The 16,662-nt window shown below is 41.8% G+C and carries 19 protein-coding genes and 4 tRNA genes; 7 read left to right on the top strand and 16 right to left on the bottom strand.

Translation table 11 applies throughout. The features are described from left to right. The 9 genes from WC841_03125 to WC841_03085 form a co-directional block, all read right to left on the bottom strand. A partial coding sequence (locus tag WC841_03125) for an acyltransferase family protein (GenBank protein MFA5828323.1) occupies positions 1-208 on the bottom strand: 208 nt, incomplete at its 3' end. A gap of 71 nt (positions 209-279) precedes the next feature. Next, positions 280-642, bottom strand: a complete 363-nt coding sequence (locus tag WC841_03120) for a response regulator (protein ID MFA5828322.1) — start codon at positions 640-642, stop codon at positions 280-282. A gap of 24 nt (positions 643-666) precedes the next feature. Beyond that, complete coding sequence (locus WC841_03115; GenBank protein ID MFA5828321.1) at positions 667-1,206, bottom strand: DUF6580 family putative transport protein; 540 nt, start codon at positions 1,204-1,206, stop codon at positions 667-669. Positions 1,207-1,339: 133 nt separating this feature from the next. Beyond that, positions 1,340-1,918: a class IV adenylate cyclase gene (gene cyaB / locus WC841_03110; protein ID MFA5828320.1), complete on the bottom strand. Its 579-nt coding sequence runs from the start codon at positions 1,916-1,918 to the stop codon at positions 1,340-1,342. A gap of 81 nt (positions 1,919-1,999) precedes the next feature. Beyond that, positions 2,000-2,764 (bottom strand): hypothetical protein, encoded by a 765-nt coding sequence (locus WC841_03105; protein ID MFA5828319.1) that lies wholly within the window; start codon positions 2,762-2,764, stop codon positions 2,000-2,002. Between the two features lie 149 nt (positions 2,765-2,913). Next, positions 2,914-3,510, bottom strand: coding sequence for an HAD family phosphatase (locus tag WC841_03100; protein MFA5828318.1), 597 nt, complete (start codon positions 3,508-3,510; stop codon positions 2,914-2,916). Between the two features lie 71 nt (positions 3,511-3,581). Beyond that, positions 3,582-4,055: an NUDIX domain-containing protein gene (locus WC841_03095; GenBank protein MFA5828317.1), complete on the bottom strand. Its 474-nt coding sequence runs from the start codon at positions 4,053-4,055 to the stop codon at positions 3,582-3,584. 24 nt (positions 4,056-4,079) lie between these two features. Next, positions 4,080-4,511 (bottom strand): NUDIX domain-containing protein, encoded by a 432-nt coding sequence (locus WC841_03090; GenBank protein MFA5828316.1) that lies wholly within the window; start codon positions 4,509-4,511, stop codon positions 4,080-4,082. Positions 4,512-4,622: 111 nt separating this feature from the next. Then, a tRNA-Ser gene (locus WC841_03085) sits at positions 4,623-4,704 on the bottom strand. A gap of 106 nt (positions 4,705-4,810) precedes the next feature. Here WC841_03085 and WC841_03080 point away from each other — a divergent pair. After that, on the top strand, positions 4,811-5,101 hold the full coding sequence (locus tag WC841_03080) for a GIY-YIG nuclease family protein (protein MFA5828315.1): 291 nt from the start codon (positions 4,811-4,813) through the stop codon (positions 5,099-5,101). Positions 5,102-5,250: 149 nt separating this feature from the next. On the opposite strand, the gene WC841_03075 is transcribed toward WC841_03080, so the two are convergent. The 3 genes from WC841_03075 to WC841_03065 all read right to left on the bottom strand — a co-directional run bounded on the left by WC841_03075 (position 5,251) and on the right by WC841_03065 (position 6,209). Continuing rightward, the gene (locus WC841_03075) at positions 5,251-6,039 is read right to left on the bottom strand and encodes a phosphodiester glycosidase family protein (protein ID MFA5828314.1); all 789 of its coding nucleotides are present in this window, start codon (positions 6,037-6,039) and stop codon (positions 5,251-5,253) included. A gap of 4 nt (positions 6,040-6,043) precedes the next feature. Then, positions 6,044-6,116 (bottom strand) — tRNA-Thr (locus WC841_03070). 20 nt (positions 6,117-6,136) lie between these two features. Continuing rightward, positions 6,137-6,209, bottom strand: a tRNA-Ala gene (locus tag WC841_03065). 72 nt (positions 6,210-6,281) lie between these two features. On the opposite strand from WC841_03065, the gene WC841_03060 reads away from it, so the two are divergent. From WC841_03060 to WC841_03050, 3 genes are all read left to right on the top strand, one after another. Then, a complete protein-coding gene (locus tag WC841_03060) occupies positions 6,282-6,995 on the top strand; it encodes an ABC transporter ATP-binding protein (GenBank protein ID MFA5828313.1) in 714 nt (237 codons plus the stop codon). Continuing rightward, positions 6,992-8,038 carry a SufD family Fe-S cluster assembly protein gene (locus WC841_03055; GenBank protein MFA5828312.1) on the top strand — a complete coding sequence of 349 codons (1,047 nt, stop codon included), beginning with the start codon at positions 6,992-6,994 and terminating at the stop codon, positions 8,036-8,038. The genes WC841_03060 and WC841_03055 overlap by 4 nt, the downstream gene beginning before the upstream one ends. 81 nt (positions 8,039-8,119) lie before the next feature. Next, positions 8,120-11,671 (top strand): hypothetical protein, encoded by a 3,552-nt coding sequence (locus WC841_03050; GenBank protein MFA5828311.1) that lies wholly within the window; start codon positions 8,120-8,122, stop codon positions 11,669-11,671. A 77-nt stretch (positions 11,672-11,748) separates the two neighbouring features. Here WC841_03050 and WC841_03045 read toward each other — a convergent pair. Then, a tRNA-Thr gene (locus tag WC841_03045) sits at positions 11,749-11,819 on the bottom strand. 71 nt (positions 11,820-11,890) lie between these two features. Between WC841_03045 and WC841_03040 the strand changes: the two genes are divergently transcribed. Next, positions 11,891-13,045, top strand: coding sequence for a glycosyltransferase (locus WC841_03040; GenBank protein ID MFA5828310.1), 1,155 nt, complete (start codon positions 11,891-11,893; stop codon positions 13,043-13,045). Positions 13,046-13,219: 174 nt separating this feature from the next. On the opposite strand, the gene WC841_03035 is transcribed toward WC841_03040, so the two are convergent. Continuing rightward, positions 13,220-13,591 (bottom strand): nucleotide pyrophosphohydrolase, encoded by a 372-nt coding sequence (locus WC841_03035; protein MFA5828309.1) that lies wholly within the window; start codon positions 13,589-13,591, stop codon positions 13,220-13,222. Positions 13,592-13,653: 62 nt separating this feature from the next. Here WC841_03035 and WC841_03030 point away from each other — a divergent pair, with 62 nt between their 5' ends. Then, the gene (locus tag WC841_03030) at positions 13,654-13,899 is read left to right on the top strand and encodes a DUF1858 domain-containing protein (protein MFA5828308.1); all 246 of its coding nucleotides are present in this window, start codon (positions 13,654-13,656) and stop codon (positions 13,897-13,899) included. 12 nt (positions 13,900-13,911) lie between these two features. On the opposite strand, the gene WC841_03025 is transcribed toward WC841_03030, so the two are convergent. Further along, positions 13,912-14,493 carry a site-2 protease family protein gene (locus WC841_03025; GenBank protein MFA5828307.1) on the bottom strand — a complete coding sequence of 194 codons (582 nt, stop codon included), beginning with the start codon at positions 14,491-14,493 and terminating at the stop codon, positions 13,912-13,914. A gap of 604 nt (positions 14,494-15,097) precedes the next feature. Further along, positions 15,098-15,964, bottom strand: a complete 867-nt coding sequence (locus WC841_03020) for a methionyl-tRNA formyltransferase (GenBank protein MFA5828306.1) — start codon at positions 15,962-15,964, stop codon at positions 15,098-15,100. Between the two features lie 47 nt (positions 15,965-16,011). On the opposite strand from WC841_03020, the gene def reads away from it, so the two are divergent. Continuing rightward, entirely contained in the window at positions 16,012-16,584 is a 573-nt protein-coding gene (def, locus tag WC841_03015; protein MFA5828305.1) for a peptide deformylase, read from the top strand. The last annotated feature ends 78 nt before the right edge of the window (positions 16,585-16,662 follow it).

Raw genomic sequence — 16,662 nt, 5'->3', positions numbered from 1 at the left:
TTGGGTCGAGAAGCAGTAGCCCGGTAATCATAAGAAAAGAGGGGACGGCAAAGCGGGAAAGAGAATCAAGGATGATGGCTAACCACCAGTCAAAGCGGCTGATTTGGTTGAATTGATAGGCAGAGGGGGTGGAGACATGGATAAAAATGACGGCGATAATAGCTGCAGTCCGGATGAGATCAAGATAGGGGATTTTGTTTTTGGACAATGTGGGGGTAAGGGTAACTTCTAATTATGGCTTATGATAACAAAAACAGTAAAAGTAATTTCGGGAGAATGTTAAAGCCTGGTGATTGTTTCCGCTATTTCGTCAGTAAAATCTTTTGTAAGATCTATGTCTACTCTAATGTTTGTGTCTGTGGGGAATCTATTACCTGATAGGCCGATAGTTTTTACTTCGGGGGCCTGTTTTTTAATGGCGGCTAAAACGAGCTGGCCGGCGGTTCTTACTCCATACAGTGAACCATCGAGGGTGGCAACCTGAACACCTAAGTCACGGAGTTGTGGAACTATAGCTAAAGCTTCCGAAAGGGATTGTGCCGAAGCCGCGACATGGTGTCCGGCGCTTTCGAGTAAACGACGGATAGTCTTTTGCTGGGAAGGGTCATCATCAACCACAAACACATTGGCTTTTTCTACCATAGTGGGATTATAACATCGAGTGATCTATGGGGAAACTGAAGCCAAACGGTTTAGGATTTGCCGGGTTTCAAGCTTTGGATTTGAGATTACCCATTTGTAAAGCATGGGCGAGATTAGACCGGAGAGAACAATATTTCCGGCAAGGTGATACAAAGTAAATGGAATTTGGCCGACGAGAGTGGTCATAAATGGCTGATGGAAAAACAATGTACCGATACCAATGCCGGTGATGGCGTCGTATAAAAGGGTGGCGACGACCGAAAAACCGATGTAGTATTTACTTTTGTTTTCCTTATTTTTCAAATAGAGACTGGCAAGAATGCCCAATAGAGCGTAGGTGGCGGAAGTGACCAGGGACCAGACACCCAGAGTGCCGGTGAGAAGATCATAGGTTAAGATAGCCAAAAAACAAAAAAACATACCCGAAAACCAGCCCCATTTTTTAGAAAAAGGCATCATGGTTGACATGATGGGCTCGACATTTGGGGGATGGGGGAGAAGCCGGAGGGTGATAACGATTAAAAGGCCGAGGAGGTATTTTATGGGGTTTTGAGGAATTTTCATTTTTATATATTAAGCCAAAATTGTATTGGTCTATTATACAAAATTGTTTGAGGGTGGGGGGTGGATGTGGGGAGAAAAATTGAAAGGAGATCATGGCGATCCGTTGATGCAGTTAAAACCTGTTTTATGAAGTTTATTGTTCTTCAAACACAACTTCTTCGGGGAATAAAAGTTGAAAGGGGTAACCAACAAAATTTCTAGATATTTTGCCGCAATCAATTTTTTTCAAAAATGTCACCATCTCGTTTGTGATTTCTGCCGGGTCACGACCATTTACATTTCCCTTAAACTCAATTTCTACAAAATCTCCTAAATTTTTAACTGAATCAATAGCAATTTCGTATTCTTGATATAAATATAGTTTTCTAACCTTATCTACTGTAACTACTTCTTTTATATCCAGCACATCGAAAATTTTCTCCAGTTGTTGGAGACTTTCTATTGGAGTTTCATACTCATTGCAATAATTGCTTTTTCCAAATGTGTCGTAATGCCAATTTTTATAGTTTATAGAAAACTTGCCCGATGAATCTCTTAATCTTAGCCATTCTTTTACTGGTCTTGGTTCAATAAAATTTTTGTGTGCCGGGGTGAAATACTTATCGATTTGATGTTTTTCACCAATAAACTTGGCTTCTTTTTCGAGAAAGGAAAATAAGTTAATGTTACTCTCGATTTGAATCTTAATTTCAATTTCCTGGTTGTCACTCATACCAAATTATACAGTCAATTTTGATTGTCACGGAAACATTGATTTATTGTGAGCCTGTCGAATTACGAAGTTAGAATTTTATTATTCAAGTAAAACACTAACTGCTACGTCAAACATTTTTTGAGCTTTTTGATAACGAAACTCTTTTTGTTGGGTGTGGCTTTCATCGCCAACTACTTGACCTTTAATTAAATTATCGGTTACATAAACAAGTGACGCTGATGGAACTTTGAAATGATTTGACACGGCAAACACCGTACTAGTTTCCATTTCTACCCCGAAATATCCCTCTTTTGACCATTTTTCTACGTCTTCCTTGGTTTCTGCCAACATCGCTCCACAAGTCATCATTGGTCCCTCCCAGATTTTTTCTCCTTTTAGTTTTGATTTTATTTTTTGATTCAATTCGTTATTTGGATAGTGAATGTTGTCGGTGTCGTCTCGGTCATAAAATCTAGTGCTTGATTCGTTGCCGAAAGAAAAGGTCGGAATCAAGTAATCTACGGAATTCATTTCTGGGTATAGGCCACCACAACTACCGATATGAATATTCTTCTTTGACCCAAAAGTACAGGCAAAATGTAAATATTCGCTTAATGTAACCCCACCATATACGACGGTAAACCAATAAATTTTTTCTCCAATTCTTACCTCGGGGGTATTTTGCAGATATCCAGTTTGTCTAACTATTTGGTAAGAAATTTTTATATCAGTTAATGATTTTTCTAATCGTGCAATCTGCTTTTCAAAATCATAATGTCCACACGACAAAACTCCGTTCACATGATAATCATTTGGCAGCCCTAAAATTTTCTCAAAATCTGATTTGGTAAAAGATTTGTACATAGCCAATTATACAATCAACATCAACTGTCACAACATTTGGCGAGACGTAATGAATTACTTCGTAATTAAAACGTTTCAGCAGCGTTTGCCGACTTTGTCGGCATTACGCTGCGGAGCAGGTGAGTCTGATAAGAAACTGTCTCGATAACTTATTTTAAAAATGCCTTAATTTCTTCAATTCCTTTTTCTGCTTGATTCATATCAAATAGGACTGTTTTCCATCCCATACCTCTTGGTATCTTTAAATTTTCTTCTTTATCATCAATAAACAGAATTTCATTTGGTTCTACTCCAGATTCTTGTTGAGCCATCTTGTAAATTTTATCATTTGGTTTTACCACTCCTATTTTGTAAGATAATAAAACTATTTTATATTTAATATTTGGTACCCATTTATCTTCAACTGCCGCTTCCCAAATACCTGAGTTAATATTTGAAATTATTCCTATTTCAAATTTATTTTCCAAAAAATAAACCATTTTGTTTATCGGTTCAATAATGTCGTAATCTGATACCCATGCTTTAGCTAAACTATAATTATCAATATTTTTAAGGCCAAAGTTATCAACACATTTTCTCCAAAATTCTTCTGTTTTTATCTTTCCAACATTCAAATCTGGGTCAAATTGATTATAGAATTTCAAAAATTCATCGAAGTTTAAATTAAAGTCACAACAAACCTTTTGAAATACCCGATCGTAATTTACTAATACTCCTCCAAAGTCAAAATAAACCAATCTAATCATGGTTGATTATAACAATGTAGCAGAATCTTGTGACGAACCATTGACCTGTAATGAGCTTGTCGAACACGAAGTTAGAACCTATTTTCTTCTAAACACTTCAAATAAAAATTGTAGTTGTCTATAAATAACTTTAATGCTGGAATTTCGTCCCATACAACATCCAAGTCTAGAACTATTTCTTTCGCTTTCCAATAGCACCCTTCAATAGTTAATTCCTCTTCTTCCTTAGGCTGCGACAAACGACCACTAACATATTTACATACTCTAGCCACCGCATTAACTTGAATTCTATCGCTATCTTTTTGGTATTCCCAATTCCAACAGTAGATTGGAATACCGGGTTTACATTTAATACCGGTTTCCTCTTCTACCTCCCTGATTATTGATTTATTTGGGGTTTCTCCGAACTCTATTCTTCCCCCTGGTAATGCGAATTTACCCGTCAATTTTTCTGAAACGTATTTACTACTCGAGTATTTAATAAAAAGAATCTCTTTATTATCGTTTATTACTATACCTTTTTGAGCAAATTTTTGAATATCCATACTTATGCCGAACCACTGACGCAGTCAGAACCTATTTTTTAAATATTCAATATATTTCTCAAACGCCGGCTGCAAATTTTCGATGATAGGATAGCTTAAATATTCTTTTGGATCAATCCATTTATAGTCATCATGATCTTCACTCAGTTCGACCTTGTCGCTATCAGATAGACATTCAAAAAAAGTGCCAACAATTTGCCATTGTTCGCCCTTTACTACCGGTCGCCATTCTCCGACATAAAAAGGGGTTTTAACCGAAACTTTAAGTTTGGTTTCTTCTTCAATCTCTCTTAACAAACTTTCTAAAAAATTCTGTCCGGGTATTATCCTTCCGCCAACCACATCATATTTACTGGCATTCGATCCGTCCTGATATTTATCTGATTCCCTTAGAATCAGGATTTTACCCTGATAGTTGATAAACGCTTTTGTGGCTACAAAAAGTTTCGGTTCCATTACACAATTTTATCACTAGCCAAAACCGGTACGATATAGGTGGGACGCAATGAATTACTTCATAATTCAAACGTTTCAGCAGCGTTTGCCGACTTTGTCGGCATTACGCTGCGGAGGATACAGGGGTCGAACCTGTTAGGGATTGCTCCCACTAGTTTTCAAGACTAGCGCATTACCGTCCTGCCCACCCTCCGATACTGTGGATTATAACCCAAGGACGGACAAAGTTGGTTGATTTGAATCATGGTTGATTTATTCGTCATTGCGAAGGAAGGATTGACTGTGGCAATCTTTAACAAATGAGACTTTACTCAGCTGTTTATATTTTGACAAACCATAATCGTCGAATTTTATATACAGGAATAACCAATAATTTAGTCAGAAGAGTCTATGAACATAAAGAAAAACTAGATGATGGGTTTACAAAGAAATATGAGGTTAATAAATTAGTCTATTTCGAATTTTTTGAAGATATAACCTTGGCTTTACAAAGAGAAAAACAAATAAAGAGCGGATCAAGAAAGAAGAAATTAGATTTAATCAATAGCTTTAACCCGGAGTGGAGAGATTTGTATAGTCAGATCCTGTAAAGATTGCCACGCTACGCTCGCAATGACGGATGGCGCGAGATTGCCACGCTACGCTCGCAATGACGGATGGCGCGAGATTGCCGCGTTTCGCTCGCAATGACGGGGGCGTAATGATTGCCGCGTCGCCTGGAAAGCTCCTCGCAATGACGTTAAAAGCCGCAAAGGAAGCTGCCGATGGGTTTGATTTCCCTGACGTGAATATTTTGGCTTTGGTCGTAAAAGGCAGAGGCGGAACCGCCGTCAAGATTTAGGGCAATGGTGAAATCGGCAATTTTTTTTATATCCGGGTGCTCAAAGAATTCATAAATTTCGTTAAGGGTGGGACCGTCGTAGCTACTTTCAGTGCCGAAAACAGAAAAGATAAAGAAGTTTTTGTTTGAATCCTGGGCGATAAGATGGCGGCGGGCAGGTTTTGGATCGGAAAAATTTATCTTTGGAGATTGGCTTAGGTGATACAAAGGCCCTGACTGAAGGATAAATCTAGAGGGGCTGCTGAAGTTTAAAAGAGTGCCGTAGTCTACTATAGATAGATAGTAGTCGAGTGATTGGCGAAGAAAGCCATTGAAGGTGCGACTGGAGCTATATTTGCCGAGGACGGTTTCCCCGATTTCAAAAAGACCAAGAGGTTTGTTTTCGGGTAAATAAAAGCCACCGTTGATGCCAAATAAACATTTATTCTTTTCAATAATCTGATCGGAACTTTGTTGCTCTTGAAAATTGGGAATGAGAGTGATTATTTCGGTGTTTTTGATTTGACGGTAATGATAGCGAAGGGTATGTGATTTAAGGGAGATTTCCGAAACAGGGGTGTCGGTGACAGTAGGGTTGGGTGGGGAAATAAGCGGAGATGTGGGTGTAGAAGAAGGCGGGGTTTTGTAAATGAAGACGAAATAGAAAATTACGGCAAGAAAAAGGATGGGGGGGATCTTTTTTATCACTCGGAGCCTGGAAAGGAGCTCGAATCCTTGACCTTCCCCTTACCAAGGGGATGCTCTACCAACTGAGCTATCCAGGCGAAGAAATGGTGTGTACGGGTGGACCTGAGGGGACTCGAACCCCTGACCTTCCCCATGCCATGGGGACGCGCTACCAACTACGCTACAGGCCCGCGCTCCTATTTTATCAAAGTGTCGGGTGAATTTGTGAAAAATAGTTTTGATTTTGGGTTTATAATATATTTATGCTTAAAATCAGTAATCTTTTGGTCCGGATTGAAGATAAAGAAGCATTGAGAGGGGTTGATCTGGAAGTGGGGGATGGGGAGATTGTGGTGGTTTTTGGACCAAACGGCAGCGGGAAAACGACGCTCTTGAGGACTATCATGGGGTTAAGAAAACCCGAGGAGCTTTCGGGAAAGATAGAACTGAACGGGGTTGAAATTCAGGATTTGTCAATTGAGGGTAGGGCAAAGATGGGGGTGGTGCTGATGTTTCAAAGACCACCAAAGATAAAAGGGCTTAATCTGAAAAGTTTGGTAGGAACTTTTAATACGGATCCGGTGTTGGTTGACAAGATGGTTAAAAAGTTGAAAATGGAGAAATTTTTGGCCAGGGGTGTGAACGATAATTTGTCGGGAGGGGAGATAAAGAGATCTGAACTATTTCAACTGTCGCTGCAAAAAGCAAGTTTGTATTTATTTGATGAACCTGATTCGGGGGTGGATATCGAGAGTATCGAGAAGTTATCTAAACATATCAAAAGCTTGGTCTCGGGAGGGAAGAGCGCCCTGGTGGTAACCCATAACGGATCGATTTTAAATTATTTGAAAGCGGATAGGGCATATGTGATGATGGACGGAATGATTTATTGCTCGGGAGATCCAAGAGAAGTGTTTAAATCGATTACCCGAAAAGGATATCAGGGTTGTATAAATTGTTTAAATAGAAAGACATGAATAAAATAATGCAGACAGGAATTGACTTGGAAAAAGATGATGTCTCCGGAACATTGATGGTGGAAAATGAGGAACTGAAGTGTGGCTTTTCAAAACAGGAAGGAGTGACGGTGGCCAACATTAGCAGGGCAATTGAAGACGGATTGGCAAAGGATTATTGGTGGCAACTTATTGATCCGCAAAAAGATGAATACACCCGGGATGTTTTTGGGGATCTTCATAATGGCTATTTTATAAAAACAAAAAAAGGAGTTAAGTCAAAGTTGCCGGTGCAGACTTGTTTGTATGTTAGCCGGAGTAAATTTGTCCAGAAAATCCATAACATTATCGTAGCCGAGGACAATTCTGAGCTGAGGGTGGTGACCGGGTGCCTGACAGGCGAGAAAGTTGAGGGGGCGAAACATTTGGGAATTACGGAAATATATGTGGGGAAAAATGCGAAGGTGGTGTTTACCATGATTCATAATTGGGATAAAACAGCGGTGGTGAGACCGCGGACGGTAATAAAGGTGGCACAGGGGGGAAGCTTTGTGTCTAATTACGTGTGTTTGAACCCGGTTTCTGATATTCAAATGTATCCCAAATGTATACTGGAGGGGAAAGACAGCCGGGCGGTATTTAATAGCGTGATTTTTGGACATCCGGGGAGTGTGATTGATACCGGAGCGCGGATTGAACTTAATGGAGAGAATTCGAGCGGGGAGATTGTGAGTAAAATAGTCTGTGACAATGCATCAATCTATAACAGAGGAAAGTTAGTGGGGAATGCTAGCGGGATCAGGGCTCATTTGGAATGCAACGGCTTGATGACTTCAGAAAAGGGATTGATTGTGGCGATTCCCGAAATTGAGGCAAGATTGGCGGATTTGGAGATGACCCATGAGGCATCAATCGGACGGATTTCGAGAGATCAAATTGAATATTTACAGACTCGGGGATTAAGTGAGAAAGAAGCCTCGGGGATGATTGTGAGGGGATTTTTGGATGTGTCGAGCTTTGAATTGCCAAAGGTGGTGGCAGAAGAAGTTGCAAAGATAGGGTGATATCTGGGCTTGACTTTTAGTATGAAGGAAATATTATTTATCTAGTATTAGTAGTTTAAAAGGCGAGATAGGAGATAGAAAATGGTTTTTCACAAAAAAATTGGTCGAAAAAATTTTAGATTTGCTATTTTGTTTTTTGTGATGTCTCTTGCCTTAGCCATGGTGCTTCAGAGCTTATCGGAAAGGCGCGTTTTGAAATCAGAAGCGGCGATCGGGGTAAACAATACGTCTCCTTGGGGGAGTTTTTTTAGCCGATCCAGGTCTAACCGATCATACAGTTCTACACGGGTTAATAGCGGTTCATCTACAGGGATAACGGCAGATTCCCAAAAGGGTGGAGTGGCAACTGCCAGCCGGGTGGCGGCTGCCGGTGATTTCGTGGCCGATAAAGTTTTTGGTCAGTTGGACTTTACTCAGACCACCCCCAACCAGACAGTGGGGAATAGAGCTTTTCATCCACAGGGAGTTTTGGTTGACAGGAGTATTTCTCCCAACAGGCTTTATATTGTAGATAGTGGTAATAGCAGGATCCTGGGGTTTTCGGCACTTGGGAAATGTGCAAATAATCAGAACAGGTGTACTAATAACCTAGATTGCCCTGGTTCGAGTTGTTCTATTGATGAAAACAGAGAGGCGGATGTGGTTATCGGACAAACCGATAAATATCACGGGACTTGTAACGGTGACAACACAGAGAGACGACCGGCCTCGGCATCTTCTTTGTGTTTGCAGCCGTACCCGATGGCGATATCACTAATGGAGACACCGGAGACAATGTCTTTATCGGTCGATAATAGCCATAATTTGTATGTGTTTGATAAATATAATAATAGGGTATTGAAATTTAATGACCCGATTTCAAACAATTTGGTGGCAGATCAGGTTTGGGGCCAGGCTGATTTTGCTGCCAGAGAGGCTAACAGGGGTGGAGCAATCAGCAATAAGGGGCTTAATTTGTCGACTGTTTCTAGTGGTAATAATTTGGGAGGAGGAATAGATGTTGACCCGCAGGGGAATGTTTGGGTGACAGATATCGCTAACCACCGAGTGCTCCGTTTTCCGCCAAATTCGTCTGAAGCTAACTTGGTGATTGGCCAATCAGATTTTTCTAGTGGACTAGGTAGTGGGTGTTCTTCCGGAAAAGGGGTGAATCCTCCGACTAATAGTCTATGTCGGCCAAAAGCAGTACGGTACAACTCGACTACAAACCAACTGTTTGTAATTGATTGGCCTAACGGAGAGGCATTGTTTAGGGTCTTGATATTTAATGGTCCGAATTTTACCAATGGTATGGCGGCGGCCGAAGTTTTGTCCGGTGATTGGGATGATGCGACTAAGTCGAACAAGTACTACCCGTTTTACTTTAGAAGGATAACAGCTTTGGAAATGGATCCTTTCTCTCCACAGGATACGTTTTGGTTAAGTAACAGCAAGTTGGACAAAATTCAGCAGTTTAAAAAAGTTTCCGGAAGTTGGCAGATTGTTCGGACTGTTAGCAAAGGGCTTTATCACCCGGAGGGGACAGGAATAGATAGTGATGGTAATTTTTTCTTTTCCGATTTAGGCCAGCAGGACATAAAAAGATTTACACGAACAGGGATAGTAGACAATCAGTTTGATAAACGGATTATTAAATCACAGGGGAGCCCGAATTTTATTTCCGGCGCCGGTTTCCGTGATCCAATTCAATCTCTTTTAGTTAATTATTCAAATGGTCAGAACCAGATGTTTGTTTCGGATAGGTCGCGAGTACTGTTTTGGAATGATTATGGCCAGAAAGGTTCCGGTTCGACGGCGGATGGAGTGTTGTTCGAGAGAGATATGTCAACGGTGACCGGCAATCGGGAAAATATTGCTATAACCAAGGACAGCAGTAATAGGATTTGGATGGCGGGGACGGAGGGGAAAATATACGTGTTTAACGGGCCGGTACAGTCACAGGCGAGCCCGTTTGCAACAATCGATATAAGTAGGTACGGAGCCGGTTTGCCGTTGAAAACCGGAGGGAGGATCAAGGTTAGGGGGTGGATTGTAGGGATAGCCTATGACGGAGCAAATGGGAATGATGCTTTGTGGATTTCTGATGCGATGAACCATCGGATATTAAGGATAAATCACCCACTTTCTTCGCCGGTAGTAGATATGGTGATTGGACAGCCGAATAATGATTCATATCTGGCAAACAGAGGAGTGGATAATGATGATGATCAATCTAACCCTAATTGGCATTACTGCCCTAACATGGTGGCGGATGGTTTTGGTACCTTGGGGGGGTTGTATTTTGATAATTTTCAAAATTTGTATGTAGTTGATGGGAGCAGAGAGGGGTGGCAGTGCAGTAATAACCGTTTGCTAGAGTTTGACCGGGAGACTTTGATTCCTGATCCGAACAAAGTATTTTTTGCCCAAGGAGAAAGAGTGCCGAAAAGGGTTTATGGAGGGTCAGATTTTACGCATAAAAATGACTACAAGTCTTCGGGAAGTATTCCATATACACCTATCGGGGTGGCGTTTTCGCGGGACAATAAAATGGTGATGGTGACGGATGGTTATGGGAATGATTATCAAAAGAGAAGTTATCTTTTTGACAACCCTTTACCGGCATGCTCACAACCTTGTAGGGTTGATGCTTCGAGGGTGATTCCGATACCCGGTTCACAGCTTTCTAGCCCGTCGTTTGATAAAGACGGGAACTTAGTAGTTCTTGACCACACCTGGAACAGAGTGTTGTTCTTTAATACGCCAATTTCTTCAGTGGCAATTTCTACAAATACACCTCCTCCACCGACCAGAGTTCCTACGGTTACTCCAATCACACCGCCACCAAAAACTACCAATACCCCTATAGCATTACCAACGAGAAGTCCTACCGATACTCCGATACCTTTGCCGACGGTGATAGTAACTCCTGATTTGACTCCGTGGTCGCAGATTACAATGAATGGGATGGTTCCGAATGTTTCTCCACCCTTTGATGCATATACGACTTTTGTTGACTATTCGGGCAGTTTTTGGCAGACTCTAATGAAAGGGACGGTGGGGTACAGCCGGGCAGTTGCTTCCAAAAATGACGGTTCGGGTAATCCGGATTGGAATAACATAACGATACCCTGGTTTGCCAATGATGTGGGTTCGGTTTTTACTTCGGGAACAGGTCCGGTGAGTACGGCGTCGACTTTTAAGGAAAGTAACGGGCATCTTTGGCAGATATTTTTTAGGGGAAACTCGAAACATTATCGGGTTGTTCCGCCGAAGGCTGACGGGTCTCCTGATTGGAGTAATACAGGTGTTCGTTGGATTGTGGAAACTTTGAGCCTGCCTGTCGGAGGTGGGCCTTATGACAGCTATGCAACCTATGTCGATCGCCGCGGGAATCTTTTGGAGATTGTAACTAAAGGAACCAAGGGTTATACCCGATGGGTTTTGGCTGATGCCAGCGGGCATCCGACGATAGCAAAACCATGGGTTGATATAAATGCCGAGCCGGGGAGATTTTTAAACGGGATTTCATTGCCAATTGATGGTTATGATATGGTGTTGGTGGGTAATCAGGTCATTCAAAACGTTATTAAGGGGAATACTAGCTATTTTAGGTTTTTGACCGAGTCACAATTTATTCCACCTACCAATTAAGGCGAGAGCTTTTCGTCTGTGGGGATTGTGGGCTGAGGCTTGAGGATGGGGTGTGGTTATGGTGTCGAGTTTTTAGGAGCCCTCCCGGGGAATCGGACCCCAATCAGCGGTTTACAAAACCGTCGCTCTACCATTGAGCTAGGAGGGCGAAAAAGCAGGAGCTAGTGGGATTATTATATCAGAGTGTTTTGAGGGGTAATAGGTTAAAATATAGATTGTATGTCAAGTGCAAAAAAGAAAATTTTGGTCATAACTGATCAGATGCCGTGGGGGCACAGATCGATTGCCAAGGCAATATATGGGTATCTTAAAGATAAGGAAACGGATGAAAATTTTGAGGTTCTTTATGAGGAGGTAAAGGCGGAAACGGGGATAGCCAATGATGTGTATACATTTTTGTATAGATTTTCGCCCACAACCAATAGGATTGCATATAAATTGATGGAGTTTGATAGATTGAGAGAGCTGACGGAAAGAGTATCGCTGACCAGTGTGCCGAGACTGAAAAAGGTGGTCAACAAATACAAACCGGATTTGATAATCAGCGCATATTTTTTTCATAGTCATTCTTTGGCAAAGTTGAAAGAGGGCGATAAAAATCAAAAGTTTAAACTGTGGACGGTGGTAGCCGATCCGTGGTCAATTAACCCCGTATCTTTTGTTCCCGGAGCGGACTTACATTTGGTTTATGATGAGGTAGGTTGGAAAAAGGCATTGAGGTATGGAATTTTGCCGGATAACATAATGATGACGGGTTGGTGGGTGAGGGAGGCAATGTATAAAAAATATGACCGGATGGAGGCCAAAGGAAAACTCGGATTTACCGACGATCGGCCGGTGATTTTTGTGGGTGGGGGGAGTTTGGGGACAAATTCGCTGGTAAAGATTTTGCCGGCTTTGGTTTTTGTGAAGAAAAAGGTGGGATTGGTGTTTAATTCGGGGACGGATAAACTGGGTTTTAATTTGGTGGCCGAATACATGAGACTATTGGAAAGGTACCGCAAAGATAACCTGGTGGAGATAAAGAATTTGGGTTGGATTGACAATATGGCCGAGGTGTTGTCGGGGTGTGATATTGTGTTTGGCAAGGCGGGGCCGAATTTTTTGTTTGATGTAGTGGCAATGGCCAAACCGTTTGTGGCGATAACTCATATAGGCGGGCAGGAAGATGGGAATATAGAAATTGTGCTTCACAAGAAACTAGGGTGGGTGAAAGAGAAAAACGGGGAGATAACGAAATTTTTTCTTAATTACCTGAATAACGAAAAGAAGTACCGGAATAAATTTTCGGAGACAATTTCCAAGGAGGCAGAGAATAACAGAAAGAGCCTGCCCCTGATACTGGAACGGATCAAAAAGGAAATCGGAATATAAAAAATCCCGCCAAAAGTTTACTTCGATAGCGGCTTTTCCACGCTAAAAAACGTGGTGGAAGGCTATCCCTAAGAGCAAAGCTCTTAAAGAACGCGCCATCCATTTTTGAAGGTTAGCTAGAAAAAACACCCTCTCAAAGAATTGCTTCTGGCAGGACAGCTCATTATACCATTTTTATCGATCAAATTTTCCATATTTGGCATCAGTCTTGGTTAGTCCGGTGACACCGGCACTGGTAGTGGCTCTTCGTTCCAACTCATCCATGCCTTCATAAAAGGCTTTTTCGAGATCAACTTCATATTTACCGGCTAAAAAAATAAGGCCGCAAAGTACATCGGCGAATTCCCGGGAGAGTTTGATGTCTACATCTTCTATGTCACGCAGACCGTCTTTTGCCATGGTTAATTTGGCCAGAGCGCCCATGTCGCCAAATAAAGCTTTCATATATTCACCCCGTGGCCATTCGTGGCCGAGCCTTTTTTTGTCGGATTCGGCATAATAATTTAAGATTTGGTTTGCCCGATCAACCATTTTTTGAAAGTCCATATTTGAAGTCTTAATGTTTAATAGCTGAGTATAACGTAATTTGTGGTGTAAAATAAGAAGTTATGAAGACAAAACAAAAAATTGATAAGTCGATGCTAATTGGGGAGTTACTGGAAAAATATCCAAAATTAGCGCGGGTACTGGTCGAGGATTATAACTTTCATTGTGTGGGATGTATGGCGGCGGGAGAGGAGACTTTGGAGCAAGGGGCGCAGGTACATGGGTATAGAACAAAAGAGATTACCAAAATGGTGATGACCCTCAACCAGTTGTTGGATGACGAGGCTTTGGAAAAGAAGAAAAAGTAATTTTGTTTTCGGCTAGCGAATAAATAGCACCTTGGAGATGAAGCCGACGATGGGGGAGATGATTAGACTAATTAAGTTTGACCCACCAACGGGCAGAAAAATCAGGGCGACTAACAAAAATATGCCGTATCTGTCGAAAGCTTCTTGCCACTCAACGGATTTATCCTGAGGGAGGAGATTGAGAAATATTTTGGAACCATCGAGGGGAGGAACGGGGAGAAGATTAAAAATAGCTAGGTAAATATTAATCAGAGCAATAATGTAGACAACCGAACTACCGGTGGCGTTGTAAACAATAGCCAGGATGGAGGCCAGAATCAGATTGCTGGCGGGGCCGGCGAGGGCGACGAGCATTTCGTCTCTTTTGGGATGACTGAAATTATAGGCATCAATGGGGACCGGCTTACCCCAGCCGAAATGGGCGACGAGCATCATTAAAGTCCCTATCGGATCGAGATGATTTAGAGGGTTGAGTGATAACCTACCATGGGATCGGGGGGTGGGATCGCCGAGACGGTCGGCCATAAAGGCGTGGGAGAATTCGTGGATGGTAATGGCGATGATTAGAGCTATAAAAGAGACGATATTTGCCATGTATTAAATTTTCATAAACTTTGATATAGTATAACCCATGCGTACATGTAGTTTGTGTAGTAAGGGAACAAAGATCGGCAGGAACCGTTCTCACGCTCAAAACAGAACCAGGCGGACCTTTATGGCCAATATCCACAAGGTGACAATGTCGGTGGACGGGGAGAAGATTAGCGGGAAATTTTGTGCTAAGTGCCTGAAGAGATTGAAGAAAGAAATACAAAAAACGGCACTCGTTTAAGTACCGTTTTTGTTTTTTGGTTTCAGCTTACAACTATTTCTTTTTCTTTTTTGCAGCTGCTTTTTTTACTTTTTTCTTGACCGGTTTCTTGACGGTTTTTTTGACTACTTTTTTTTTGGTTGCCATATTTTTCCTCCTTGTTAAAATTAAGACAGAAAATGATTAAGATGTCAAAATTATTTATGCCTGTCTATAGGCATAATAGATGATATTTATATTCAAAAAATAAAAATATTTGTAAATGATGATTTGATGAAATTGGCCAATCTTTCGACCGTGTTTTGATATCGTATGACCTATTTTTTTGGGAAAAAACCATGGTAATTATGACATATATACCCTAACCTAAGGTAATATGACAACTGACTATTTGATAATCCGGTAGTAGTCTTTTACCTCGGCCCAGGGGATCGGTTTTTTGCCTTCTATCTGGACTGTACCGAGTCTTAAAGTCGAAAGTCGAAAGTCAAAAGTCGAGGAAAAGATTTTCATTTTTAAAATCTGGTTTTTGGAATTGGTTACCTCGGTCCAGGCGATAGGCCAGGGGTCGAGGGCACGGATGAAGTGCTCTATTTTGTTGATGTTCCAAGACCAGTCTATTTTTGCGGATTCTTTTGAGAGTTTGGGGAAATAAGATTTTTTTGAGTGGTCTTGAGGCAACAGTGATTGAGGATTTTGGATATAGGAGGTGAGAACAGTTTCCAGACTATCAGCGGCGAGGTTGAAGGCTTTTTGGTAAAACGAAGAGGATGTCTCGTCTGGTGAAATAGTGAAGGGGATTTGGGTAATGACAGGGCCGTGATCGGGGAGAATATCGATTTGGAAAAAGGTGACAGCGCTTTTGGTTTCGTTGTTAATTATTTGCCATGGTCCGGGTGTTGCTCCCCGGTATTTTGGTAAAGGAGAGGGGTGGATGTTGACAATTTTGTACTTGGGAATGTCAATCAACTCTTGGGAGAAGTAGGGCGGACCATAGGCGACACATAGGCCCAAATCGGGTTTAAGCGACCGAAAGGTATCGGAAAATTGGTCGTCAAAAGCTTCGGGCTGAAGTAGGGGGAGATGATTGTCTGCACAAAACCGGGAGACGGGATTGGGGGTGATTTGCTTGTCCCTGCCGGTGGCTTTGTCCGGCTTGGTAACTACTGCGGAAACGTCAAAACCCTGGATTTTTTGAAGACACTTTAGAATGAGTAGTGAATACTCCGATGAACCAAAGAATACTATTTTCATAAGAGAATTATAACCTGAGTTCGGGAAAAAATTTGATAAAATAGCCTGTGAAGAAAATTGTGATCTATCCGGCTGAAGTGCTGAGGCAGACAACTCCGAGAATTGAAAAAGTGGACGGGAGTTTGAAGGGGGATGTGTCGGAGCTGAAAAAAGTTTTGTCGGCAAGCGCTAATGGAGCGGGATTGGCGGCGACGCAAATAGGCTTGGACAGGAGATTTTTTGGATTGAAGGACGTAAAAACAAAGGAGGTGGAGGTGTTTATTAATCCCGAAATTGAGGTGGTTTTTGGGGAGAAGGTTTACCCCAAGATAAAGGTTGAAGGGGGAAAGGATGAGGATTTTTTGGAGGGATGTTTGTCTTTTCCGGATTATTACGGAACGGTAAAAAGATTTTTAAAAATTACCGCTTCCTGGGAGGAACTGATAGGGGAAAAGTTGGTGAAAAGGAAAAAAGATATGTCGGGATTTGAAGCCATTGTTTTCCAGCATGAACTGGATCATCTAAACGGGGTGTTGTTTGTGGACAGGATTTTGGAGGAAGGAGGGAAATTTTATAAAGAAGTAAACAAGGAAATGGTGGTGTGGGAGGTGAGGAAGGTGGTGGAAGGGGAAATTGGTTAATCTCCTCTTCCTCGGCGAGGTGAAACTGGAAACTCCGTGGAGCCACCTCTATCTGGGCTATCACCTCCGCTCGTACCA

The sequence above is a fragment of the Candidatus Shapirobacteria bacterium genome, assembly GCA_041659325.1.
Classification (GTDB): domain Bacteria; phylum Patescibacteriota; class Microgenomatia; order UBA12405; family UBA12405; genus JBAZYN01.
This window is presented reverse-complemented; position numbering and strand designations above follow the sequence as displayed.

What these genes read in the sequence shown, in the direction of transcription:
- WC841_03120 (MFA5828322.1), bottom strand. Translation starts at nt 642, where the DNA reads ATGGTAGAAAAAGCCAATGTGTTTGTGGTTGATGATGACCCTTCCCAG.
- WC841_03115 (MFA5828321.1), bottom strand. Translation starts at nt 1,206, where the DNA reads ATGAAAATTCCTCAAAACCCCATAAAATACCTCCTCGGCCTTTTAATC.
- cyaB (MFA5828320.1), bottom strand. Translation starts at nt 1,918, where the DNA reads ATGAGTGACAACCAGGAAATTGAAATTAAGATTCAAATCGAGAGTAAC.
- WC841_03105 (MFA5828319.1), bottom strand. Translation starts at nt 2,764, where the DNA reads ATGTACAAATCTTTTACCAAATCAGATTTTGAGAAAATTTTAGGGCTG.
- WC841_03100 (MFA5828318.1), bottom strand. Translation starts at nt 3,510, where the DNA reads ATGATTAGATTGGTTTATTTTGACTTTGGAGGAGTATTAGTAAATTAC.
- WC841_03095 (MFA5828317.1), bottom strand. Translation starts at nt 4,055, where the DNA reads ATGGATATTCAAAAATTTGCTCAAAAAGGTATAGTAATAAACGATAAT.
- WC841_03090 (MFA5828316.1), bottom strand. Translation starts at nt 4,511, where the DNA reads ATGGAACCGAAACTTTTTGTAGCCACAAAAGCGTTTATCAACTATCAG.
- WC841_03080 (MFA5828315.1), top strand. Translation starts at nt 4,811, where the DNA reads ATGAGACTTTACTCAGCTGTTTATATTTTGACAAACCATAATCGTCGA.
- WC841_03060 (MFA5828313.1), top strand. Translation starts at nt 6,282, where the DNA reads ATGCTTAAAATCAGTAATCTTTTGGTCCGGATTGAAGATAAAGAAGCA.
- WC841_03055 (MFA5828312.1), top strand. Translation starts at nt 6,992, where the DNA reads ATGAATAAAATAATGCAGACAGGAATTGACTTGGAAAAAGATGATGTC.
- WC841_03050 (MFA5828311.1), top strand. Translation starts at nt 8,120, where the DNA reads ATGGTTTTTCACAAAAAAATTGGTCGAAAAAATTTTAGATTTGCTATT.
- WC841_03040 (MFA5828310.1), top strand. Translation starts at nt 11,891, where the DNA reads ATGTCAAGTGCAAAAAAGAAAATTTTGGTCATAACTGATCAGATGCCG.
- WC841_03035 (MFA5828309.1), bottom strand. Translation starts at nt 13,591, where the DNA reads ATGGACTTTCAAAAAATGGTTGATCGGGCAAACCAAATCTTAAATTAT.
- WC841_03030 (MFA5828308.1), top strand. Translation starts at nt 13,654, where the DNA reads ATGAAGACAAAACAAAAAATTGATAAGTCGATGCTAATTGGGGAGTTA.
- WC841_03025 (MFA5828307.1), bottom strand. Translation starts at nt 14,493, where the DNA reads ATGGCAAATATCGTCTCTTTTATAGCTCTAATCATCGCCATTACCATC.
- WC841_03020 (MFA5828306.1), bottom strand. Translation starts at nt 15,964, where the DNA reads ATGAAAATAGTATTCTTTGGTTCATCGGAGTATTCACTACTCATTCTA.